This window comes from Paenibacillus sp. 1_12 (assembly GCF_900114475.1).
In the GTDB taxonomy this organism is placed as follows: domain Bacteria; phylum Bacillota; class Bacilli; order Paenibacillales; family NBRC-103111; genus Paenibacillus_S.
The window spans coordinates 1-19,116 of the sequence record NZ_FOTE01000018.1; the positions used below are offsets into that span (position 1 = coordinate 1).

General features: G+C 46.4%; 18 protein-coding genes, 7 tRNA genes and 1 pseudogene. 17 read left to right on the top strand and 9 right to left on the bottom strand.

The features are described from left to right. Positions 1-16: 16 nt before the first annotated feature. From BM210_RS27105 to BM210_RS27135, 8 genes and pseudogenes are all read left to right on the top strand, one after another. Positions 17-92 (top strand) — tRNA-Val (locus tag BM210_RS27105). Between the two features lie 17 nt (positions 93-109). Next, positions 110-183: transfer RNA gene (locus tag BM210_RS27110), tRNA-Met, on the top strand. A gap of 38 nt (positions 184-221) precedes the next feature. Then, a tRNA-Asp gene (locus BM210_RS27115) sits at positions 222-298 on the top strand. Positions 299-318: 20 nt separating this feature from the next. Continuing rightward, a tRNA-Phe gene (locus BM210_RS27120) sits at positions 319-394 on the top strand. A gap of 23 nt (positions 395-417) precedes the next feature. Then, positions 418-494, top strand: a tRNA-Pro gene (locus tag BM210_RS27125). Between the two features lie 253 nt (positions 495-747). Further along, entirely contained in the window at positions 748-1,254 is a 507-nt protein-coding gene (locus tag BM210_RS27130; protein ID WP_091175382.1) for a GNAT family N-acetyltransferase, read from the top strand. Positions 1,255-1,268: 14 nt separating this feature from the next. Continuing rightward, positions 1,269-1,472: pseudogene (locus tag BM210_RS34425) on the top strand (hypothetical protein); the annotation flags it as partial. A gap of 42 nt (positions 1,473-1,514) precedes the next feature. Continuing rightward, a complete protein-coding gene (locus BM210_RS27135; RefSeq protein WP_091175384.1) occupies positions 1,515-2,063 on the top strand; it encodes a GNAT family N-acetyltransferase in 549 nt (182 codons plus the stop codon). Between the two features lie 36 nt (positions 2,064-2,099). Here the strand turns inward: BM210_RS27135 and BM210_RS27140 are convergent, their stop codons facing one another. Then, complete coding sequence (locus tag BM210_RS27140) at positions 2,100-2,819, bottom strand: HAD family hydrolase (protein ID WP_091175386.1); 720 nt, start codon at positions 2,817-2,819, stop codon at positions 2,100-2,102. 109 nt (positions 2,820-2,928) lie between these two features. Between BM210_RS27140 and BM210_RS27145 the strand changes: the two genes are divergently transcribed. From BM210_RS27145 to BM210_RS27160, 4 genes are all read left to right on the top strand, one after another. Continuing rightward, complete coding sequence (locus BM210_RS27145; RefSeq protein ID WP_256224078.1) at positions 2,929-3,414, top strand: GNAT family N-acetyltransferase; 486 nt, start codon at positions 2,929-2,931, stop codon at positions 3,412-3,414. 35 nt (positions 3,415-3,449) lie between these two features. Beyond that, complete coding sequence (locus BM210_RS27150; RefSeq protein WP_091175387.1) at positions 3,450-3,917, top strand: GNAT family N-acetyltransferase; 468 nt, start codon at positions 3,450-3,452, stop codon at positions 3,915-3,917. A gap of 173 nt (positions 3,918-4,090) precedes the next feature. Further along, positions 4,091-4,167 (top strand) — tRNA-Arg (locus tag BM210_RS27155). 7 nt (positions 4,168-4,174) lie between these two features. Beyond that, a tRNA-Leu gene (locus BM210_RS27160) sits at positions 4,175-4,257 on the top strand. 197 nt (positions 4,258-4,454) lie between these two features. On the opposite strand, the gene BM210_RS27165 is transcribed toward BM210_RS27160, so the two are convergent. Both BM210_RS27165 and BM210_RS27170 read right to left on the bottom strand, forming a co-directional pair. Next, positions 4,455-5,516 (bottom strand): Gfo/Idh/MocA family protein, encoded by a 1,062-nt coding sequence (locus tag BM210_RS27165; protein ID WP_091175389.1) that lies wholly within the window; start codon positions 5,514-5,516, stop codon positions 4,455-4,457. 1 nt (position 5,517) lies between these two features. Beyond that, entirely contained in the window at positions 5,518-6,249 is a 732-nt protein-coding gene (locus BM210_RS27170; RefSeq protein ID WP_091175391.1) for a ThuA domain-containing protein, read from the bottom strand. Between the two features lie 212 nt (positions 6,250-6,461). Here BM210_RS27170 and BM210_RS27175 point away from each other — a divergent pair, with 212 nt between their 5' ends. The 3 genes from BM210_RS27175 (at position 6,462) to BM210_RS27185 (ending at position 11,588) form a co-directional block, all read left to right on the top strand. Then, the gene (locus tag BM210_RS27175; protein ID WP_091175393.1) at positions 6,462-7,403 is read left to right on the top strand and encodes a helix-turn-helix domain-containing protein; all 942 of its coding nucleotides are present in this window, start codon (positions 6,462-6,464) and stop codon (positions 7,401-7,403) included. Between the two features lie 267 nt (positions 7,404-7,670). Next, positions 7,671-9,221 (top strand): type 2 periplasmic-binding domain-containing protein, encoded by a 1,551-nt coding sequence (locus BM210_RS27180; RefSeq protein ID WP_091175394.1) that lies wholly within the window; start codon positions 7,671-7,673, stop codon positions 9,219-9,221. Between the two features lie 27 nt (positions 9,222-9,248). Continuing rightward, a complete protein-coding gene (locus BM210_RS27185; RefSeq protein ID WP_091175396.1) occupies positions 9,249-11,588 on the top strand; it encodes a helix-turn-helix domain-containing protein in 2,340 nt (779 codons plus the stop codon). Between the two features lie 105 nt (positions 11,589-11,693). On the opposite strand, the gene cyoD is transcribed toward BM210_RS27185, so the two are convergent. From cyoD to BM210_RS27210, 5 genes are all read right to left on the bottom strand, one after another. Beyond that, complete coding sequence (cyoD, locus tag BM210_RS27190) at positions 11,694-12,017, bottom strand: cytochrome o ubiquinol oxidase subunit IV (RefSeq protein ID WP_091175397.1); 324 nt, start codon at positions 12,015-12,017, stop codon at positions 11,694-11,696. After that, on the bottom strand, positions 12,018-12,665 hold the full coding sequence (gene cyoC / locus BM210_RS27195) for a cytochrome o ubiquinol oxidase subunit III (protein ID WP_091175399.1): 648 nt from the start codon (positions 12,663-12,665) through the stop codon (positions 12,018-12,020). It lies immediately after the preceding gene. Next, positions 12,665-14,632 carry a cbb3-type cytochrome c oxidase subunit I gene (locus BM210_RS27200; RefSeq protein WP_091175400.1) on the bottom strand — a complete coding sequence of 656 codons (1,968 nt, stop codon included), beginning with the start codon at positions 14,630-14,632 and terminating at the stop codon, positions 12,665-12,667. Before BM210_RS27200 ends, cyoC begins: the two co-directional genes overlap by 1 nt. Before the next feature lie 24 nt (positions 14,633-14,656). Next, complete coding sequence (gene cyoA / locus BM210_RS27205; RefSeq protein ID WP_091175518.1) at positions 14,657-15,625, bottom strand: ubiquinol oxidase subunit II; 969 nt, start codon at positions 15,623-15,625, stop codon at positions 14,657-14,659. A 298-nt stretch (positions 15,626-15,923) separates the two neighbouring features. Then, a complete protein-coding gene (locus tag BM210_RS27210; RefSeq protein ID WP_091175402.1) occupies positions 15,924-16,205 on the bottom strand; it encodes a hypothetical protein in 282 nt (93 codons plus the stop codon). Positions 16,206-16,463: 258 nt separating this feature from the next. On the opposite strand from BM210_RS27210, the gene BM210_RS27215 reads away from it, so the two are divergent. After that, positions 16,464-17,339 (top strand): SDR family oxidoreductase, encoded by an 876-nt coding sequence (locus BM210_RS27215; protein WP_091175404.1) that lies wholly within the window; start codon positions 16,464-16,466, stop codon positions 17,337-17,339. Positions 17,340-17,574: 235 nt separating this feature from the next. Continuing rightward, a complete protein-coding gene (locus BM210_RS27220; RefSeq protein WP_091175405.1) occupies positions 17,575-18,249 on the top strand; it encodes a TIGR00266 family protein in 675 nt (224 codons plus the stop codon). An 11-nt stretch (positions 18,250-18,260) separates the two neighbouring features. Here BM210_RS27220 and BM210_RS27225 read toward each other — a convergent pair whose 3' ends face one another. Then, positions 18,261-19,064 carry a sulfite exporter TauE/SafE family protein gene (locus BM210_RS27225; RefSeq protein ID WP_091175407.1) on the bottom strand — a complete coding sequence of 268 codons (804 nt, stop codon included), beginning with the start codon at positions 19,062-19,064 and terminating at the stop codon, positions 18,261-18,263. Positions 19,065-19,116: the final 52 nt, after the last annotated feature.

Consider the following 19,116-nt stretch of genomic DNA (forward strand, 5'->3'; position numbering starts at 1 on the left):
CGGGTCACCAAAGCAAGGGCGCTTAGCTCAGCTGGGAGAGCATCTGCCTTACAAGCAGAGGGTCGGCGGTTCGATCCCGTCAGCGCCCACCATATTTTTAGTAGAATGACGCGGGGTGGAGCAGCCCGGTAGCTCGTCGGGCTCATAACCCGAAGGCCGCAGGTTCAAATCCTGCCCCCGCAACTTAATTTTTCGAAGCTTACTTGCCTTCGAAACAATGTGGAGCCGTGGTGTAGTGGCCCAACATGCCTGCCTGTCACGCAGGAGATCGCGGGTTCGAATCCCGTCGGCTCCGCCACTTTTATTGAATATACATAAGGCTCGGTAGCTCAGTCGGTAGAGCAGAGGACTGAAAATCCTCGTGTCGGCGGTTCGATTCCGTCCCGAGCCACCATTTTTACACAAAGTACATTTTGTCGGGACGTAGCTCAGCTTGGTAGAGCACCTGGTTTGGGACCAGGGGGTCGCATGTTCAAATCGTGTCGTCCCGACCACTTCTTATGCAGTCTAACGTGACAGCTTAAGACTTGAATTTTCTTGATATGTACTAGCATTCGTTGCCAATTTCATTATTTTAAGAACCGATAAACCTTGTTCATACAAGGTTTTTTTTGTTTTCTGGGAAGAACTATTTAATAGATAGAAACACGGTTCCGGGAAATCTTAATTACATCCAAAAAATCCATGTTCAAATGTTCGTATCAGATGGATAATAATTAGGAAGATACAACGGAATGAGGGATATTCATGAAAGTGATTTTAGAAAAAGTGGCTTATGAGCAAAAATCGATACTGCGACAGCTCCTTGAGCTTTATAAATATGATTTTAGTGAGTATGAGCTTGATGATGTCAATGAGCAAGGGTTGTATGATTATAAATATTTGGATTACTATTGGACTGAGGATGGAAGACATGCATTTTTCATAAGAGTGGACGAGAAACTGGCAGGCTTCGCTTTAGTGAGAGCACTTGGAGTGAATGCAGAAGGTGAGGACATCCATTCAATGGCTGAGTTTTTTGTGATGAAGAAGTACAGAAGAAGGGGAGTAGGTAATAAGGCGGCGATTCGTTTGTTTGATTTACTTCCTGGGAATTGGAAAGTTGGGCAGGTAGAGAACAATGCTCCTTCGCAGTTATTTTGGAGAAAAATTATTGCTGAGTACACAGGTCATAGCTATGTAGAAGGAAGACGTGATGATTGCGACGGTCCTTTGCAAACCTTTAAATCGAATCATCTGAAACAAAGAGAGTGAGTCGGTAAAAAAGAATTACAGTTAATACAGGCAACCTCGGGCCAACCGATACTGGCTGGATGACAGACTCTATCAAAGCTGAGCTGCTGCCTCGATTCCCAAGAGGACGAATAGGTACACCAGTAGATGTAGCGCGTCTGATTGCCTTTCTAGCAAGCGACGAAGGATTACAGGGCAGGTTATGGCATTCTGAAGGTGGATACAACCGAGGAGGATAGTCGTAGGTGCTGTGAGGGGATACAAGCGGGAGGGATGGGGATATGCAGTTAGTTACGGAGCGATTGATTATAAGGGAATTCGAGCAGAAAGACTGGCAAGACGTGCATCTGTACGCCTCAAGTCCATTGGTTACGACACATATGATCTGGGGACCCAATACGGAGGAGGATACCAAGGCCTTTATGGGCAAAGTTATAGAGATGCAGGGGCAGCAGCCGCGCAAAGAATTTGAAATGGCTGTAGTCCTGAAGGCGACGAAGCAGATTATTGGTGGTATCGGCTTGTACATATCCGAACCGAAGCAGGGCGAGATTGGCTATTGCTTTAATCCGGAATTTTGGCAGCAAGGCTATGCCTCTGAAGCTGCTGAGGCTATGCTTCGTTTCGGATTTCAAGCTCAGGGATTGCACCGAATCTATGCCACCTGCCGTCCAGACAACATCGGCTCAGCCAAGGTCATGCAGAAAATCGGTATGACTTATGAAGGGCGTTTGCGGGAACACATGCATCATAAAGGTAAATGGCATGATTCCTTGCTCCACTCGATATTAGAGCAGGAATTCAATCGTGATGAACGTTCGCAAGAATAGAATCCGCTTAATAATGAACACAGCGGATCTTATTCACTACAGTTCTAAAAGTTCAGAGAGTGTATGGATGATTCGATAGGGCTGTGTCTCTGAATTGACGGGGACACCGACTTTTTTATGATCGATCCAAATCCCTTTGATGCCAAGACGTTGTGGTGCGGCAATTTCCCATTCAAAATTATCGCCAACCATCCACGTATCTTCTGCGGCTGCACCCAACTGTTGGATAGCGTGGTGGTAGATGCGAGCGTCCGGCTTGCCAATCCCAAATTCACCCTCAACAAGGATAATATCGAAAAGCGGCGCAAGACCAAATTTGTTAATTTTGTTCCATTGTGGTTCTGTGTTTCCATTCGTCAGCAGGGCTAACTTAATTCCCATCGCCTTAAGACGTTGAACCGTTTCTATGGCACCTATGAACGGCTGTATGGCTTTATCGCGTAGTTCACCATAGGTAGAAGCTATCTGATCAGTATTAGCGGAGTTGGTAAGCTCGAACTGCTCTAGCGCGGCTGCAATGATCTCGGACCTCGCTTTTCGAAGATCCATTCTGCCGATACGATGTCGTTCAGGATCACTCCAATGCCATTTGGCTCTTGCTTTAATTGCAGCAATTACATGCTCGATGTCCATTTGTTCAGATAAATGTCCGCAGGCATCCCTCCAGCATTGATCGGTGTCAACTCCGTGATCATAAGAAATAATCGTATCATCCATATCCAATAAAATCGCTTTTGGCAGTCTAGCTTCCAGCACACGATCACTCCCATCAATGGTTTTTGTTTATGTAGTCCTTGTTCCATATTCATTGTAACATAGCCACTCCATACGCAAGGCTCAAATTTAAAGTTTCTGGTGTATAAGTTTGCCTAATAAGAAAGGTCGTGTAGAGATGCAAGATGTCCATGTGAAGCAGGTTTCTTTTGATAATATAGATTTAAGTGTATTAATAGCTAAGCTGGACGCTGAGCTGCTGCTGAAATATCCGAAGGAGGATATTTTTGGGGTAGATTTTGAGGACCCAGAAATCCATAAAATGACGTTTGTTATTGCGTACTGCGAAGGCATTGCAATTGGGTGCGGTGCACTGCGACCTTTGGATCCGGTAAGTATCGAATTAAAAAGGTTTTTTGTAGATCCGTCTTACAGGCAACGCGGCATTGCTTCATTAATACTCCACTTTTTGGAACATGAGGCTATTCGAAAAGGATATTCGATTCTCAGGCTAGAGGCAGGGCTGCTTCAACCTGAAGCGATAGCCATGTACACCAGATTTGGGTATGATGAAATTGAGCGGTTTGGTGAATATGTCGATTCTAAGCAAAGTGTGTGTTTTGAAAAGCGGCTGTAGCCATACAAGACCCTACATAGACGGAGTGAGCAGTCATGAACATTGAAGTTAAGGAAGCAGAAATCAACCAAGTAGATATCGTCTTGAACCTGATGCAGCAAGCTTTCCAAGAGTACAATGGGAAGTTGACTCCACCATCAGGGGCGCTCTCCGAAACAGCGGAAGATATTAAAAACATCATGCAGCAGGGTGGCGGGGCTGTAATCGCTTGGGCTGGGCAGTCAGCTGTTGGATCGGCCCGTTATAAATTTAAAGATTCACACATGTACATAGGAAGAGTGTCAGTCTCGCCTGCCTATAGAGGGAATGGGATTTGTAAAAGCCTGCTGAGCTTCTTAGAGCACCTGGCCAAAGCCAAAGGGATACAGGAAACAAGGGTGGAGGTACGCTTGTCGATACCCGGGAATGTGGAATTGTATCAGAGACTGGAATATGAAATTATCGAACAAAAGTATTATCCGGAGCGAACAGATAGCTGGTATGTGATGAGTAAAAGAGGATAATGAGGTCTATTTTTCTGTAAGTAACATAACAGGCAAATGGGTCAAGTTATGAAAAAATAAAATATTTTAATATTTTGCTTGCAATCATAATCTATACGTGATATTATACTTCTTGCGCACATGAAGCAGCGCTGAAATAACTGCTGAAACACAGTTTATAAGTTTTATACCGCGCGCCCTTAGCTCAGCTGGATAGAGCGTTTGACTACGAATCAAAAGGCCGGGAGTTCGAATCTCTCAGGGCGCGCCATACACTTGCCGGTGTGGCGGAATGGCAGACGCGACGGACTCAAAATCCGTTTCTTGAGAGGGAGTGGGGGTTCGAGTCCCTTCACCGGCATCATGGAATACCTAAAAAACTTGCTTCGATCTAACAATTACGTTAGATCGAAGCAAGTTTTTTTAAAAATAAAATGTATATAGGTACAGCGGAGCTGAACCATTCTTATATTGTGAGAACCGGCCAAGTCGGATACGACTTAGCCAGCCTTGCAGCACGCATAACTAATGATTTGTTGGCTCAATCCGCCTAGGTAATTACAATTTGCCGATAATGGAGCTGATCAGTACCTTTTCCCCACGCTTTGCGCTTTCAATCGCACCGAATACCATAGCCATACTGTTCAGGTTATCGGAGCAATCGGTCTCAGCCTTGCGGCCTTCGATGAGCGAGGTGAACATTTCCTCGAAGCAGCCTTCATGACCCTCACGGCCTTCCCAGACGGCTGTAGGGTCTATTTTTACGTGTTTATTCGTAAAGGCTCCTTCAGCTTCATCTACGGGTACGACTTCGGCATAGGGACTGTTCGTCCCATCCCATATCAAGGTTCCTTTGGAGCCGACAATTCGCCATGCGCTTTCCCAGGATGTTGGGGCGCCTTCAGCACTCCAAGAGCCGTTATAGGAAAATACGGTGCCGTCCGACATTTCGAATATGCACACTGCTGAAGCATTGCCTTTGTACCAGGAATAGGGTGGATTAAATTCATGGCAGTATACGGACACCGGGTTTGCGCCCAGCAGAAAGCGGGCTTGATCAAATGTGTGAATAGCCATATCGAGAATGAGCGGGTTGTCCATCGCTTCGCGGAAGCCGCCGAAATGTGGTCCAAGGAAAAAATCGGCTTTCATAAAGCCAGGCTGTCCGATTACGTCCTGTTCGATCATGCCTCTGGCCTCGCGGATTTGTTTATTATACCTGCGGTTCTGCATGACGATATAGTTTTTGTTGTGCTGATTCACGAAGTTCTTCATTTCAACAGCATCCTGCATGGAGGCGGCCATCGGCTTTTCTCCGATCACATTGCAGCCAAGCGCGGTTGCTGTCATGACTACGCTTTTGTGAACCTCAGGTATGGTAACATCCATTACCAGATTGGCCCCAGTGGAACGAATAGCATCCTCAAGATTAGTAAACCGCCCGCAAGTAAGTCCAAGCTCATTCGCCATCGCTTCTGCGGCGGCTGGATAAATATCGACCAAAGCGACAATTTCAACGTCTTCTCTCGAAATTGCATATTTGACCCAACGCTTGCCCATGTTGCCACAGCCAACCTGGACGGCCCTGAAAGGCTTAACTGCTTTAACCGCACCCGACATATTACTTGCCTCCCTTAATGGTCTCCAGCGGCTTGCTGTTGCCATAGACAGGCACCGGACGGGATGTTGGAGCTGCCCACGATACGGCGTTGCGAATGACACGACGAATCTGTTCGTTATAGTAGGTAGGATAGGTTTCGTGACCAGGACGGAAATAAAAGATTTTGCCTTGTCCACGATGGAATGTGCAGCCGCTGCGGAATACTTCTCCACCCTCGAACCAGCTTGTAAAAATCAGCTCGTCTGGCTGCGGAATGTCAAAGTGCTCGCCGTACATTTCCTCCTGCTCGAGCTCAATGTATTCACCGATGCCTTCGACTATCGGATGTCCGGGGGAAACGACCCACAGGCGTTCCTTCTCATCAGCCTCACGCCATTTCAAATTGCATGACGTCCCCATCAGCTTCGTGAAAATTTTGGAGAAATGTCCGGAGTGCAGCACGATTAAGCCCATACCCTCACGTACACGCTTGTGAACGCGGTCCACAATGACGTCGGTAACCTCACGGTGCGCCTTATGCCCCCACCAGATCAGTACATCTGTATGGTTCAGCTTGTCTTCGGTTAATCCGTGCTCTTCTTCATCTAATGTAGCATAGCTGATGTCAAAAGCATCGCCGAGGCCTTCGCCGATTGCGTGATGGATACCTTGGGGATAGACGGCACGCACCTTTTCGTTGTTTTGTTCATGACGGAACTCATTCCAGACAGTAACCCGTAGCCTTGCACTCATATTGAATACCTCCATTATATAATAGTCAGTTCACTCACCTCAGATTATAGGCAACCGCTTACACAAAAGATAGACTGAAATCTGCCCGTTCCTTCTCCAAAAATGACTTTTTTAAATTTCATAAAAAATCCTGTGCTATACTCGATATAATTAGACTTCCAATCCTATGAAGGTCTATCTTCAAAAGTAAAAACGATGAGGTGCATTCGTTTATGACTATTGCAATGGATACGCGGCATGATCCCGTCAGGGAAGAGCTCGTTATATATCAAAATCCATCTCTTTTTCTGAAGGTATGGGAGGTACAGTCCGATAAAGCGACAGTGGGGATTCCCGAGGTATGGCCGTGGCATTATCATAAAGAGGTCGAATTTCTAGCTATAACAGAAGGTCGCGCAGGTATACAAACCAAAGATGATTATCGGTTACAAGACTATGGAGATGTGATGCTGTTCGGTTCCTCTCAGCTTCACCGGATTCATAAAGCACTGCCGTCCCCGCTGAGGTTCATTGTGCTTCAGGTCGATTTGCTGCAGCATTTTGATCAAAGCTCGCTACCTTATTTGCACTGCTTTTCCGAACTGACGCAGCCGCTGAGCAAATTGAATTACATATTTAGGGAGCATCCTGAGGGCCGTGAGGAGGCTTTCTCGCTTGTGAAGGATATTTATAGGGAGTCCCAGGAGCGCAAGCGGGGTTATGAGCTGGCGATCGGTGCTGCCATCAAACGGCTGCTGCTGCTTTTGCTGCGCTACGACTCCCGGATGATGCTTCAGGGTGATACGGAGCTGGAAGTAGTCCGCCTGCGGCCGGCACTTGATTATGTAGAGCGTAATCTCGGCGGTAAAATTACGGTTGAAGAGGTTTGTGGTCTGCTTAATCTGAGCTACGCTTATTTTATCCGCTATTTTCGCACAACGATGGGGCTATCTTTTATTGAATTTGTGAATTACAAACGTGTTAAAAAAGCCGAGAGGCTGCTGGTGACCCGCGATCTGAGCATAACAGAAATTGCCTGTGAGGTAGGAATACCGAGCAGCGCTCAATTTTATAAATTATTCAAACGTCATAATCATTGCTCACCTGGAGAATTCAAGGCGCGAATGAGCGGTAAGACGGTCGGCAGCGGGAGCATCAAATCGAAGACTATTTAGTGAACGTTGACAGTACTGCCAGAGGTTTTATACTTGCAGCCGGGCACTAAACGCAAGCAAGCATACCGGACTTTTCTTTCCTTGCCGCCGATAATCCGCTTTTTTCCTTATAGGAACGGTATGGAGAAGGGACATTTCTTTTTGTAAAGCCATGTAAAAGTATTGTCCGTATCCTGCCTTTCCAACGGCATATATGATTGGACTTAAGCGTTCCTGCTGCAAGTGGGAGCTGCGCAATTACAATCATGATGGGGAGGACTTAACCTTATGAAGCTCAAGAATAGAAAGAGTCATCTGACATTGACGCTGTTGTTGGCGGCGGCAGTGATTGCAGGCTGCTCGAACCAAGCGGATACAGGTAAAGCGAGCAGTGCGGACAAGGGGACAGCAGGGCAAGCCAAAGAAGCGGATAAACCGCTATCGATCAAAATGTTCGCCGGACTGTATAACGAAGTGCCGAATATGAACGACGATTATTGGACGGAATGGCAAAAGCGGACGAATTCCAAGTTGAACGTGGAATGGGTGCCTTCGGGTGATTTGAATACCAAGCTCGATCTTCTGCTGGCTTCCGGTGATCTGCCTGAGGTTGTTGCCGTTCCCGATTTTAAGAAAGCGACTCTGCTCAGTGCAATCAAAAATGGTGCTTTTTGGGACCTTACTCCATTTCTAGGTGATCTGAGCAAATACCCGAACATGAAAAACAATTTGGTCAAGGACGCTTTTAAATACAGAACGATTGACGGCAAAATTTATTCGCTTCCGGGCTCCCGTTCCAGAGTTGACCCGGGAATCAAAATCCGCAAGGACTGGCTGGATCAGTTGAAAATTCCGGTTCCTACTACACTCGATGAGTATGCCGATGCCTTGAAAAAGATCATCGACGCCGACATAGACGGCAACGGAAAGAAAGACACGCTGGGCCTTATTGGACACGGGGTCATCGTGAGTGATGGTGACGCTTCCTTTGCAGCGGGATTCGGTGCGTCTCAGCCTACTTACGATGCAGCCGGAGGATTGATCTATACCAATTTAAATCCACAGTATACGGAAATGATCGCCTGGTTCCAGAAGCTCTACAAGGAAGGCATCTTGTCCAAGGAGTTTGCTGTCATGAAGACGACACAGGCTGAAGAGCTGTTCCAGACGGGCCGCGCGGCTTCTTATGCAAGAAGTATCTGGTGGGATAAGCAGTGGGAAACCGCAATGGAAAAAAACGGACAAAAAAATCCGCAAATTTTGAATTTGACGCTTAAGGGACCTAAGGGTACAGCGATTGATTTATCGATAGGCGGCGGAGGCGGTTTCCTGATATCGAAGCAGGTACCAGAGGCCAAGGTATGGCAGCTGCTTGATTATTTTGAGAAGACAGCTTCGGAAAGCATTACGGATTTTGCCTATTACGGCACAGAAGGCGTACATTATACGGTAGTCGACGGACAGAAGATATTGAATGAAAAGGGTATTAAAGAAGTCAATACAACAAGTAAAGGGGTTGGTGTGCTTACTTACCAGAAGTGGGGTAAGGTCATCAGCGCATCGGGAAGCAAAGCCTATAATGATGCCAAAATCAAAGAGGTTGCCAATTTTGATGAAATCGGCACGGTTGATCCTTTCCGCTTCCTGGTGTCCGACTCCTGGATCAATGTCTGGTCCAAATATGAGAGTGAATGGAAATCGATGGTAACCAAAACGATTGTTGGTCAAATCAGTATGGATGAATACAAGCAATATGTCGATAAGATTAATAACCTTCCAGAAACGAAACAAGCGTATCAGGAATTCGCCAAAAACTATAAAGGCTACTTAGGCAAGTAACAACCTCTGTTTGCCGGGGAGGAGTCTATGAAACATTGGATACAAAGGGGGCTTGCGCTGCTTGGCGCCATGCTCCCCGGAACAAATTATTTAAGTCGTTTGGTCTGGTTAGGCTGTATCTCTGTGTCGCTGCCCATCTTTCTTCTGGGCACTGCTTATTTACACGTGTCTGAAAATAAGCTGACGCAGCAGTTCCAAGAAGATAATTTTGCCTCGCTGCTACAATTGAAGGAACGTATGGAAAACGTATTGACCCAGATTGAATATCAATCGCTGCAGCTTTCGATCCAACCTTCGATCAAAGCGGTTCTCGGTCAATCGGATTTTGCCGATCATTATGTCGAGCAGTCTGAGATTTTGGAAACGCTGCTGGTCCAAAAGAACTCCGGCAGCATGATTCGTGAGGTTGTTTTTTACCAAAGCGCAAGCGATATTGCAATTTCGAGCGGGTATGGAGCGACCGCCTTGGAAAATTCCCCGCAGCGGGACAATATCATGAAGGTGCTGTCTATGGATAACAAGTCGGAGTGGGTATACCTGCCTTCCTCCGTCCAGGATGGCTGCATTTCCTATGTGCGCCGCCTTCCGGTAACTCATTTTGGCAAGCCGCAGGGCATTATGATTTTTCAGGTCCGGGAAGCGGAAATACGCAAGCTGCTGTTCAATTCCGGCTCAGCGATGCGTGCCCAGGATTTGCTGGTCATGGATTCTAAGAATCACATTATGCTGCATTCCTCCAATGATTCTCTGCTGGGTAAACCTGCGAGCACGCAGCTCTTGCTTAACCGTGTTTTATCAGCGGAAAGCGACACCGGTCATTTTATCCAAATCGATGCTCAAGATGAGCGTTTGCTAACCGTATTTTATCGTACGGCTCTTGGAAGAACCTATGTATCCTTGATGCCGGAGAGGGAGATGACGAGTCAGCTGACATGGCTCCGTCTGTTTATCGCACTTTCCGTGCTGATTTTTTTACTTCTCGGCGTGTTTCTGACGATCATTTTTTCCAAGCTTGCCTATAGTCCTATTGATAAGCTGCTTAAATACGGCGAACAGCTGCGCCATGGAGGCACAGCTAAGGTTCCCGGGATCAAAGGGAATGAAATTGAATTTATTCGCTCCTGCCTGACCTATTTGAGAGATCAGGCTGAATCACTGGACAGCTATGTCAAGAAGATTCAACCTGATTTGCGTGACCAGTTTCTGCTGAACCTGCTGGGCAGCACCTCGATCGTCCGTAAAGAAACATTAGATTCCTCCTGTCGTACGTATCGGATTCCCCAGGAAGGAATTTATTTGGTACTGGTCGTCAAGGCGGAAAATCTGTTTAAGGAAAAAAGGTTTTTGCCTAATGAGGGTGCGATTATCGTCTTTGCGATCAAAAATGTCATGCTGGAGCTGTTGGAGCACAGCGAACCGGCGCAGGGGTTCGTTGTCGAGAAGGAAGAGAAGGAAGCGGTCGCGATTCTCCACTTTGATAGCCATATCGATGAGCATGAAATTACACGGACGATTCAAGGCTATGCGGATAAAATTTGCGAGGCGCTGCAAACGTACTTGTCCTTCCAGGTTTCCATTGGAGTCGGAGGACAGCGAGATCATCTTGCACGGCTGTCGGAATCCTATAACGAAGCAAAGCTTGCGCTGCAATATCGGTTGATCAGCAATGACCAGGGCGTACTTTTCTACAATCGCTTGGCCGTTCCGACCGATAAGCTTAAGGTTTTTAATTATCCCAAAAATTTCGAACTGGATATGGTTGAATATTTACTGCAAGGAGAGCTGTCGTCGGCTGAGCAGTCTCTGGTGCAATTCTCGACACGCGTGCGAACTTCGGATTCGTATAACACGGCGATGCAGTGCTATTTGGTCCTGCTATCCTCGATTATTCAATCGTTGGAAGAGATTGGACATGGTGTTCTGGATAGTCTTGGCGACAATCTCTTCGAACAGTTGAAAGCAAGGCAGACGTATCAGGAGGTTCACGAGTGGTTCGTGGAAATTTTATTTCCCATGCACAAGCAGATTACGGAAGAAATTCGGATGAATACAACCAAGCTGTCCGTACAAAAGGTGCGTATTCACATTGAAGCGAATGATGGCTTACCTTCTTTGATCGAATGTGCAGAGCTGGTTAATATGAGTCCGTCTTACTTGAGCCGGATGTTTAAGCAGGAAGCGGGCATTTCATTTATCGAGTATCTGATGAAATACAAGGTAGAGAAAGCGCGGAAATTGCTGGAGGAGACGGACCACAGTATAACAGAAGTTGCCTCCATGGTCGGGTATTCCGAACGTAATCTGAACAGGGCTTTTCAGCGGCATGTGGCGATGTCGCCCAAGCAGTATCGATTGTCGACGCGATGAGAATACAGGGGATCAAATAAAAGGCCCTGCAAAGACCACCGAAATAACGGCTGTTCTTGCAGGGCTTTTTGTGTTCTGGAAACATGTGGCTCTAAATCTATCGATTTAATGGGCAACCGTATTATACGTCATAATCCATACGGAGCCTGACACAATCGTCACGAGAATAACAAGACCTAGTATCAAAGCCATCAAGTTGTAGCGCGGCTTCTGCTCTTCCCTAATATGCATAAAGAAGATCATCTGAACAGCGAACTGTAGAATAGCTATTAAAAGAATAATGACAAGTGTTGCGGTTGCGTTCAGCATATGATTCATGACCAGTACTAGCGGAATGATGGTCAGCACAATGGATAAAATAAATCCGATCGTATAGGATTTCAGTGACCCGCCATGATCATGATGCGGTTCTGCGCTGTGGTTATCCATTTACATCACCCCCATTAAATAAACGACTGTGAGCACGAAAATCCATACGATATCAAGGAAATGCCAATATAAGCTGATGATTGTAACCTTGCGTTTGGTAACATTCGTGATACCGCGACGACTGAGCTGGAACATGATTCCTATCATCCATACGAGTCCAAGCGATACGTGAAGTCCATGCGTACCCACAAGCGTGAAGAATGCAGACAAGAATGCGCTAGTGGAGATCGTTGCACCTTCATGCACCATGTTGATGAACTCGGTTACTTCGAGCGTGATGAATGAAGCGCCAAGCAGCACAGTGACAGCCAGCCAGCCGATCAAGGCCTTTTTATTGCCTTGATTCATGGCGAGAACAGCTAAGCCGCTGGTGAAGCTGCTGGTTAACAGGATGAAGGTTTCAGCGATGACACCCGGCATTTCGAATAGCTCATGGGCAGTAGGACCGCCGTTTGTATTGAATCTTAAGACCACATAAGTGGCAAATAAGGTACCGAATAAAATACAATCCGTAATTAGAAACAGCCAGAAGCCGAAGGTCTTCATGGATTCTTGGTCGGCATGATCATCGTGATGATGCTCAGGTTCGTGCCCATGTCCATGTCCGCCGCTGTGTGCGGATGACTTGTTGGTAATTGTCTGTGCCATTAATGGGACCCCCTTAATGCAGCTTCCGTTCGTTTAACCTCATCGACCGGAATATAGTAGTCGGTATTGTAAGTGAAGGAGCGAACCAGCATGCAGACAGCGACGCCGATAAGTCCAGGAATAGCCATCCACATCCAGCTCCAGACAAACCCGAAGCCGGCTACAAACCAGCAGACCGACATGATGAATGGGATCGCAGAGTTTCTTGGCATATGAATCGGTTCGATTTCGGGTGCTGGAACAGCAGTGCCTGCGGCACGTTTATTTTTCTCCTCCAACCATGCGTCCATACTATCTACTTGTGGTATGGTTGCAAAGTTATATAGCGGCGCCGGTGAAGGTATCGACCATTCAAGCGTACGCCCACCCCATGGATCGCCTGTAGTATCTTTTTGCATGAACTTGATGCTGTGGGCAATTTGCCATACTTGGAATATGAAGGCTATACCCATCAAAAATCCGCCGACGGTGGATATGACATTAAGCGGCTGCCAGCCCATATCAAAGTCATAAGCGTTAAAGCGGCGCGTCATGCCCATCAAACCAAGTGCATATTGCGGCATAAAGCACACATAGAAGCCGATATTCCAGAACCAGAAGGCCCATTTACCAAGTCCTTCATGCAGTTTGAATCCGAACATCTTGGGCCACCAATAATACAATCCGGCAAAATATCCGAATACGACACCACCGATCAAGACTTGGTGGAAATGCGCAATCAGGAAGTAGCTGTTATGAAACTGAAAATCAGCTGGAGCAACAGAGAGCAGAACGCCTGTCATTCCTCCTACGATAAAGCAGGGGATAAAAGCCGCTGTCCACATCATCGGTGTAGAAAATGTAATTTTCCCTCTAAACAGCGTGAACAGCCAATTGAATACTTTGACTCCGGTAGGAATCGCTATGATCATGGTCGTTATGGCAAAGAATATGTTAACGTTGGCGCCTGAGCCCATCGTAAAGAAGTGATGAGCCCAAGTGAAGAAGGACATAATACTTATGGAAAACATCGCGAACACCATCGACTTGTAGCCAAACAGCTTTTTCTTGGCAAACGTCGATACGATTTCCGAAAATATACCGAATGCGGGCAGAATCACAATGTAAACCTCGGGGTGACCCCACATCCAGATTAAGTTAATATACATCATCGGATTACCGCCACCATCGAGCGTAAAGAAGTGAGCGCCGAGGAAGCGATCCAGAAACAGCAGAGCAAGTGTAACGGTCAAAATCGGAAATGCAAAAATGATAATGATGCATGTAGTAAAAACGGACCATACGTACATCGGCATTTTCATTAAGGTCATGCCTGGAGCGCGCATTTTCAGGATCGTTACGATAAAGTTAATGCCCGTTGCCAAGCTCCCGATTCCGGAGATTTGAATGCCCCAAATATAAAAGTCTTGACCGACACTTGGGCTGCCGGATAACTCCGAGAGAGGCGGATAAGCCAGCCAGCCAGCATCGGGTGAGCCCCCTATAATGAAGGACAGGTTGAACAGCATCGCACCAAAGAAGAACAACCAGAAGCTCAGCGAGTTCAGAAAAGGGAACGCGACATCGCGAGCACCGATTTGCAGTGGTATTGCAATGTTGAATAAACCGAACATGAGAGGCATCGCCATAAATAAAATCATGATGACGCCGTGCGTCGTAAATATCTGGTTGTAGTGCTCAGCCTGCAGAAACTCAAGCTGCGGTAGCGCTAGTTGTGTACGCATGAGAAGCGCATCGACACCACCGCGGAACAACATCAGCAGGGAAGCGATGATATACATAATTCCTACTTTTTTATGGTCGACGGTAGTCAGCCATTCGGTCCAAAGCCAACGCCATTTTTTGAAAACCGTCAAGGCAAACACTATAGCCACCATCGATATGGCGATGGAGACTTGAGCTCCGAGAATCAACGGGTCGCCTGTAACGAAAAAGGTGGATGAAAATTGTTTGATTGAATCCAGCATGGTAGGTCTCCTTTCATTTCATCGTTAATGGCCCGTATGGCCCAAAGGGGGAGTTGCAGCTGCAGGTGCTGACTTGTCTTGTGTGCTGCCGTTATTGATAGCTTTTGGCTGTGTGCCGCCATGGTGATGTGCACTTCCACCAACTGCGTATTGGGTTACAATTCGTTCGAACAAGCCAGCAGGAAATGATGAAAAGTACTGCACGGTTGAAGGTCCGGGCTCAGAAAGCTTGGTATAGCCGTCCATGGTAAGGGCAGGAGAAGCATCTTTCGTTTTCTTCACCCAAGCGTCAAAGGATTCTTGAGAAGTAGCATCAACCTTGAAGGTCATTTGGGCAAAATCACGCCCGTTGAAGTTAGCCCCACTGCCGAAATATTGACCTGGCTCGTCCGCTTGCAGGAACAACGTCATAGCCATGCCAGACATTGTATAAATTTGACCCCCAAGCTGAGGAATCCAGAATGAGTTCATTGCCGTTGCCGATGTCAATTCAAACTTGACCGGAACGCCTTGAGGTATTTGCAGATAGTTGACTGTTGCTATGCCCTGCTCCGGATATTGGAACAACCATTTCCAGTCGAGCGAGGTAACCTGTACCGTGATCGGCTTTTTATCCGATTCCAAAGGTTTGGAAGGTTCAAGAGCATAGGTGTATTTAGCCGTTACTATAGCCAAAATAATAATAATAACAATGGGGATTCCCCACCAGATGATCTCCAGTTTGGTACTGTGCGCCCAATTAGGTGTGTAGGCTGCTTTACTGCCCGCCTTTTCACGGTATCGCCATAAGATAAATCCGCTCAACAGCAATACGGGAACTATAACGACGGAGCAAAGCAAAGTTGAAATCCACATCAAATCCTTTTGCGCCGCGCCGACCGGGCCTTTAGGATCAAGAACGATAAATTGTTCACTGCATCCGGAGAGCAGGACGAGTGACAATATAAACAACATGGGTATCAGAATGCGTAGGTTCGGCCTCAAGCTTTTCATCTCCTTTTTCAACTCTGATTCTCAAATCAATGACATACTTATAACTTAGCAGAAATGAAAGCAGATAACTGCAGACTTAACAATACCGTCAATAATTTGTCTTTTCTTCGTAATACAAATGTCACCTGTTCGACATCTGTGACGATATTACCCTGTAAAATGGAAAACTAACCGCTAAAATAAGTACAAAAAAACCGCCTCGTTATCACGATGTGATTTCGAAGCGGTCGCTGGAGCTATGTGTTAAATAAAGAGCAACCTACTACCCTGACAATCAAGAGAACGAAATCCGTTATCTCTAGAACGGCAGTTTATTATGATCCTGATGACGTTTGTGAACAAGCCCCATTGCAGTACCAATGACGAATATATGCACGCTGCCTACAATAAAGCCCAAGCCGACCATAAGCCCTGTATTGCGATCGCTGAAATGGCTCAAATTCATAAGACATAGAAGAACGCCGATACCGAGAGCAACCCATGCGAAACAGGTCATTAATGTTACTAAACGTGCGATTCCGTTATCCGTATGGGCTTTACCAAGATCAACACGATGAATGGATGAGGTTTTAGTTGTCATAATGAACACTCCTAATTGTGTAAGTGCTTTCCTTCCATATAGTATACTACACTTTTTGGCGTTTGTTCAAACATTATTCGCAATTCGATCAATATTTGGACAAATGTTAGGGCCTGTTTCTACAAAGCTGACTTGACATCGTTAATAATGAATAAAATAAATAGTTAGTTAGTCTAATTAAGACGATAACTGACATATATGCTTTGATATACTATCTGGGTGAAGCAATCAACGAATAATCAGGAGGCTGAATTTATAATGAAGGCTTTGGAAGGAAAGGTAGCTGTAGTGGCAGGAGCGACAAGAGGTGCGGGCCGTGGAATTGCGGAGATGCTGGGCGAAGCGGGCGCGACCGTTTACGTCACAGGACGCAGTACGAGAGGTCATTTATCCAATATGGGGAGGCAGGAGACGATCGAGGAAACGGCGGAACGGGTTACGGCCAGAGGAGGTGTAGGAATTGCAGTAAGGGTAGACCACACGATAGAGGCCGATGTAAAAGCACTTTTTGAACAAGTGCGTACAGAGCAGAATGGTGTCCTCGACATGGTTGTTAATGACATATGGGGTGGCGAACGACTCACAGAATGGGGAAAGCCGTTCTGGGAGCATTCATTAGATGATGGACTGCAAATGCAAATTCCTGCGGTACATGCGCATATGATAACAAGCTATTATGCAGCACCATTGATGGTTGCAAGGAACAGCGGGCTGATCATTGAAATTACCGATGGATTTGATTATCGATATCGCGGAAATTTGTACTACAGTCTGGCCAAAATATCGGCGATCCACCTAGCCCAGTCCATGGCAGCGGAGCTTCGTGAGCATCAAGTAGCTGCAGTTTCATTAACACCCGGATTTTTACGTTCAGAGGCAATGCTGGATTATTTTGGTGTGACGGAGGCGAATTGGCGGGATGGGGTGAAAACAGATCCACATTTTCTGATATCAGAAACACCCTATTTCGTTGGGAGAGCAGTTGCGGCTTTGGCAGCGGATTCGAATGTGCTGGAAAAGTCGGGTCACATTCTGACCTCATGGGAGCTTTCGGATATATATGGATTTACAGATATGGATGGAGGACGTCCTCATTGGGGAAAATATGCTGAAGAGCAGGGCTTTTATAAGTAAATTCGGACAATGAACGAAGTGGATGACATTTCGGTGAAGGCATTGGGGACCGTTAGTAGAAAATCAAGGCGGTATGCGAGCAAGCTTATGTGTCCAGACCCGATGCCGCGGCTTCGGGTTATTTGGATTGTAGAACCGACACCATTCGGCATAAAGTTGTTATTGGAAGGGGGAGTTGTATTATAATAGAAGAAGATTTTTACTTTACATATAGAATAGGAGGAATATAACAGATATGAAATACGAAATTCTTTATCAAGGTGCTTTTCCATTAGTTAAAATTGAATTGGAGCAAGGGGAAAATGTAAAAGCGGAGTCCGGGGCTATGGTATCGATGACGCCTAATATCGATCTCAAAGGAACGGTAGATGGCGGTTTGATGCGAGGGCTTGGCCGAATGCTGAGCGGCGAAAAGTTCTTTTTCCAGGAGTTAACGGCTACCCAAGGCAGAGGAGAAGTACTTTTGGCGCCAGCGGCGATCGGTGATGTTCAAGCGATTGAGCTTGACGGCTCCTATAAGCTGTATGTGCAGAAGGACGGCTTTCTTGCCGGTACCAATGGCATTCAGGTGAACACGAAGATGCAGAATCTGATGAAGGGATTTTTATCTGGAGAAGGCTTTTTCATTGTGGAGATCAGTGGAAAAGGCACGGTATTCCTATCCTCTTACGGTGCTATTCATGCGATTAATCTTCAACCTGGAGAAGAAAGAATTATCGATAACGGGCATTTGGTTGCTTGGCCTGATTACATGAATTATACGATTGAAAAGGCATCCAAGGGCTGGATATCCAGCATAACGAGCGGCGAGGCAGCCGTATGCCGTTTTCGAGGTGAAGGCGTAGTGCTGATTCAAACCCGGAATCCGGCTGGCTTCGCTTCGTGGATTAAGACATTTCTTCCTAAATAACGAATAATCCATTATGAGAAAATCATGCGAATGGCTACAATTAAAAAGGTAATACGCAGCACCCACATTAGTTTCTTGCTGCTCAGTGCGTTGGCGATTTTGGCACCCAGCCATCCGCCAACCAGAGCGCTCGGTGCAAGTCCCAGAACCATCCAGCCATTGACTTCCCCCAAGCTTAGATGCGTAACTGTACCCATTATTGAAGACAAAAAGATCACAAACATCGAGGTAGCTGTTGCAACATGCGGTGGATAGCGGAACAATATCATCATCGCCGGAACGAATAAGGATCCACCGCCAATACCGAACAAGCCGGAAATAATGCCGACAACCAGCCCGATCGCAAGCGCTGGCAGCACTCCGTAACCGTATGTGTGCACAAGCCCTGCTGCGTCTGTGTGCGTTCTTTGGATAGGCCATTGTATATGTAGCGGCTTCAAACGATCTTTAAAGATCAGTAAGATCGCCATCACCAGCATGAAAATTCCAAAGGCAAGCTGAAACGACTTGGCATCAACAAATTGAGTAATATAAGAGCCGAGCATTGCGCCTGGCCCGCATGTCAAGAAATAGAGCCAGCCGCTGCGGAAATCGACTTTACGCTGCTTATGGAAAGCCCACGTAGAAGAAAATGCGGTGAAAATCAACACAGCCAAGGAAGTTCCGACGGCTGTTGATACTGAAATGTCCTGTCCAACGAAATAAGGACCGAGATAAATGAGCGACGGCACAATAACAATACCGCCTCCCAGACCGACAAGACTGCCAAGCGTTGCAGCGAGTAATCCGACAACTGTATAAAATAAAAAGCTCATGCTTGTTCCTTCCTTGTTGCAGGGTCTTCAATATGGTGGTCGCTATAGAATA

Excerpts from the sequence above, each read along its gene's own strand:
- BM210_RS27165 (WP_091175389.1), bottom strand. The coding sequence starts at position 5,516 with ATGTCGGGTGCGGTTAAAGCAGTTAAGCCTTTCAGGGCCGTCCAGGTT.
- BM210_RS27215 (WP_091175404.1), top strand. The coding sequence starts at position 16,464 with ATGAAGGCTTTGGAAGGAAAGGTAGCTGTAGTGGCAGGAGCGACAAGA.
- BM210_RS27170 (WP_091175391.1), bottom strand. The coding sequence starts at position 6,249 with ATGAGTGCAAGGCTACGGGTTACTGTCTGGAATGAGTTCCGTCATGAA.
- BM210_RS27210 (WP_091175402.1), bottom strand. The coding sequence starts at position 16,205 with ATGACAACTAAAACCTCATCCATTCATCGTGTTGATCTTGGTAAAGCC.
- cyoA (WP_091175518.1), bottom strand. The coding sequence starts at position 15,625 with ATGAAAAGCTTGAGGCCGAACCTACGCATTCTGATACCCATGTTGTTT.
- BM210_RS27225 (WP_091175407.1), bottom strand. The coding sequence starts at position 19,064 with ATGAGCTTTTTATTTTATACAGTTGTCGGATTACTCGCTGCAACGCTT.
- BM210_RS27220 (WP_091175405.1), top strand. The coding sequence starts at position 17,575 with ATGAAATACGAAATTCTTTATCAAGGTGCTTTTCCATTAGTTAAAATT.
- BM210_RS27130 (WP_091175382.1), top strand. The coding sequence starts at position 748 with ATGAAAGTGATTTTAGAAAAAGTGGCTTATGAGCAAAAATCGATACTG.
- BM210_RS27175 (WP_091175393.1), top strand. The coding sequence starts at position 6,462 with ATGACTATTGCAATGGATACGCGGCATGATCCCGTCAGGGAAGAGCTC.
- BM210_RS27150 (WP_091175387.1), top strand. The coding sequence starts at position 3,450 with ATGAACATTGAAGTTAAGGAAGCAGAAATCAACCAAGTAGATATCGTC.
- BM210_RS27135 (WP_091175384.1), top strand. The coding sequence starts at position 1,515 with ATGCAGTTAGTTACGGAGCGATTGATTATAAGGGAATTCGAGCAGAAA.
- cyoD (WP_091175397.1), bottom strand. The coding sequence starts at position 12,017 with ATGGATAACCACAGCGCAGAACCGCATCATGATCATGGCGGGTCACTG.
- BM210_RS27185 (WP_091175396.1), top strand. The coding sequence starts at position 9,249 with ATGAAACATTGGATACAAAGGGGGCTTGCGCTGCTTGGCGCCATGCTC.
- BM210_RS27180 (WP_091175394.1), top strand. The coding sequence starts at position 7,671 with ATGAAGCTCAAGAATAGAAAGAGTCATCTGACATTGACGCTGTTGTTG.
- cyoC (WP_091175399.1), bottom strand. The coding sequence starts at position 12,665 with ATGGCACAGACAATTACCAACAAGTCATCCGCACACAGCGGCGGACAT.
- BM210_RS27200 (WP_091175400.1), bottom strand. The coding sequence starts at position 14,632 with ATGCTGGATTCAATCAAACAATTTTCATCCACCTTTTTCGTTACAGGC.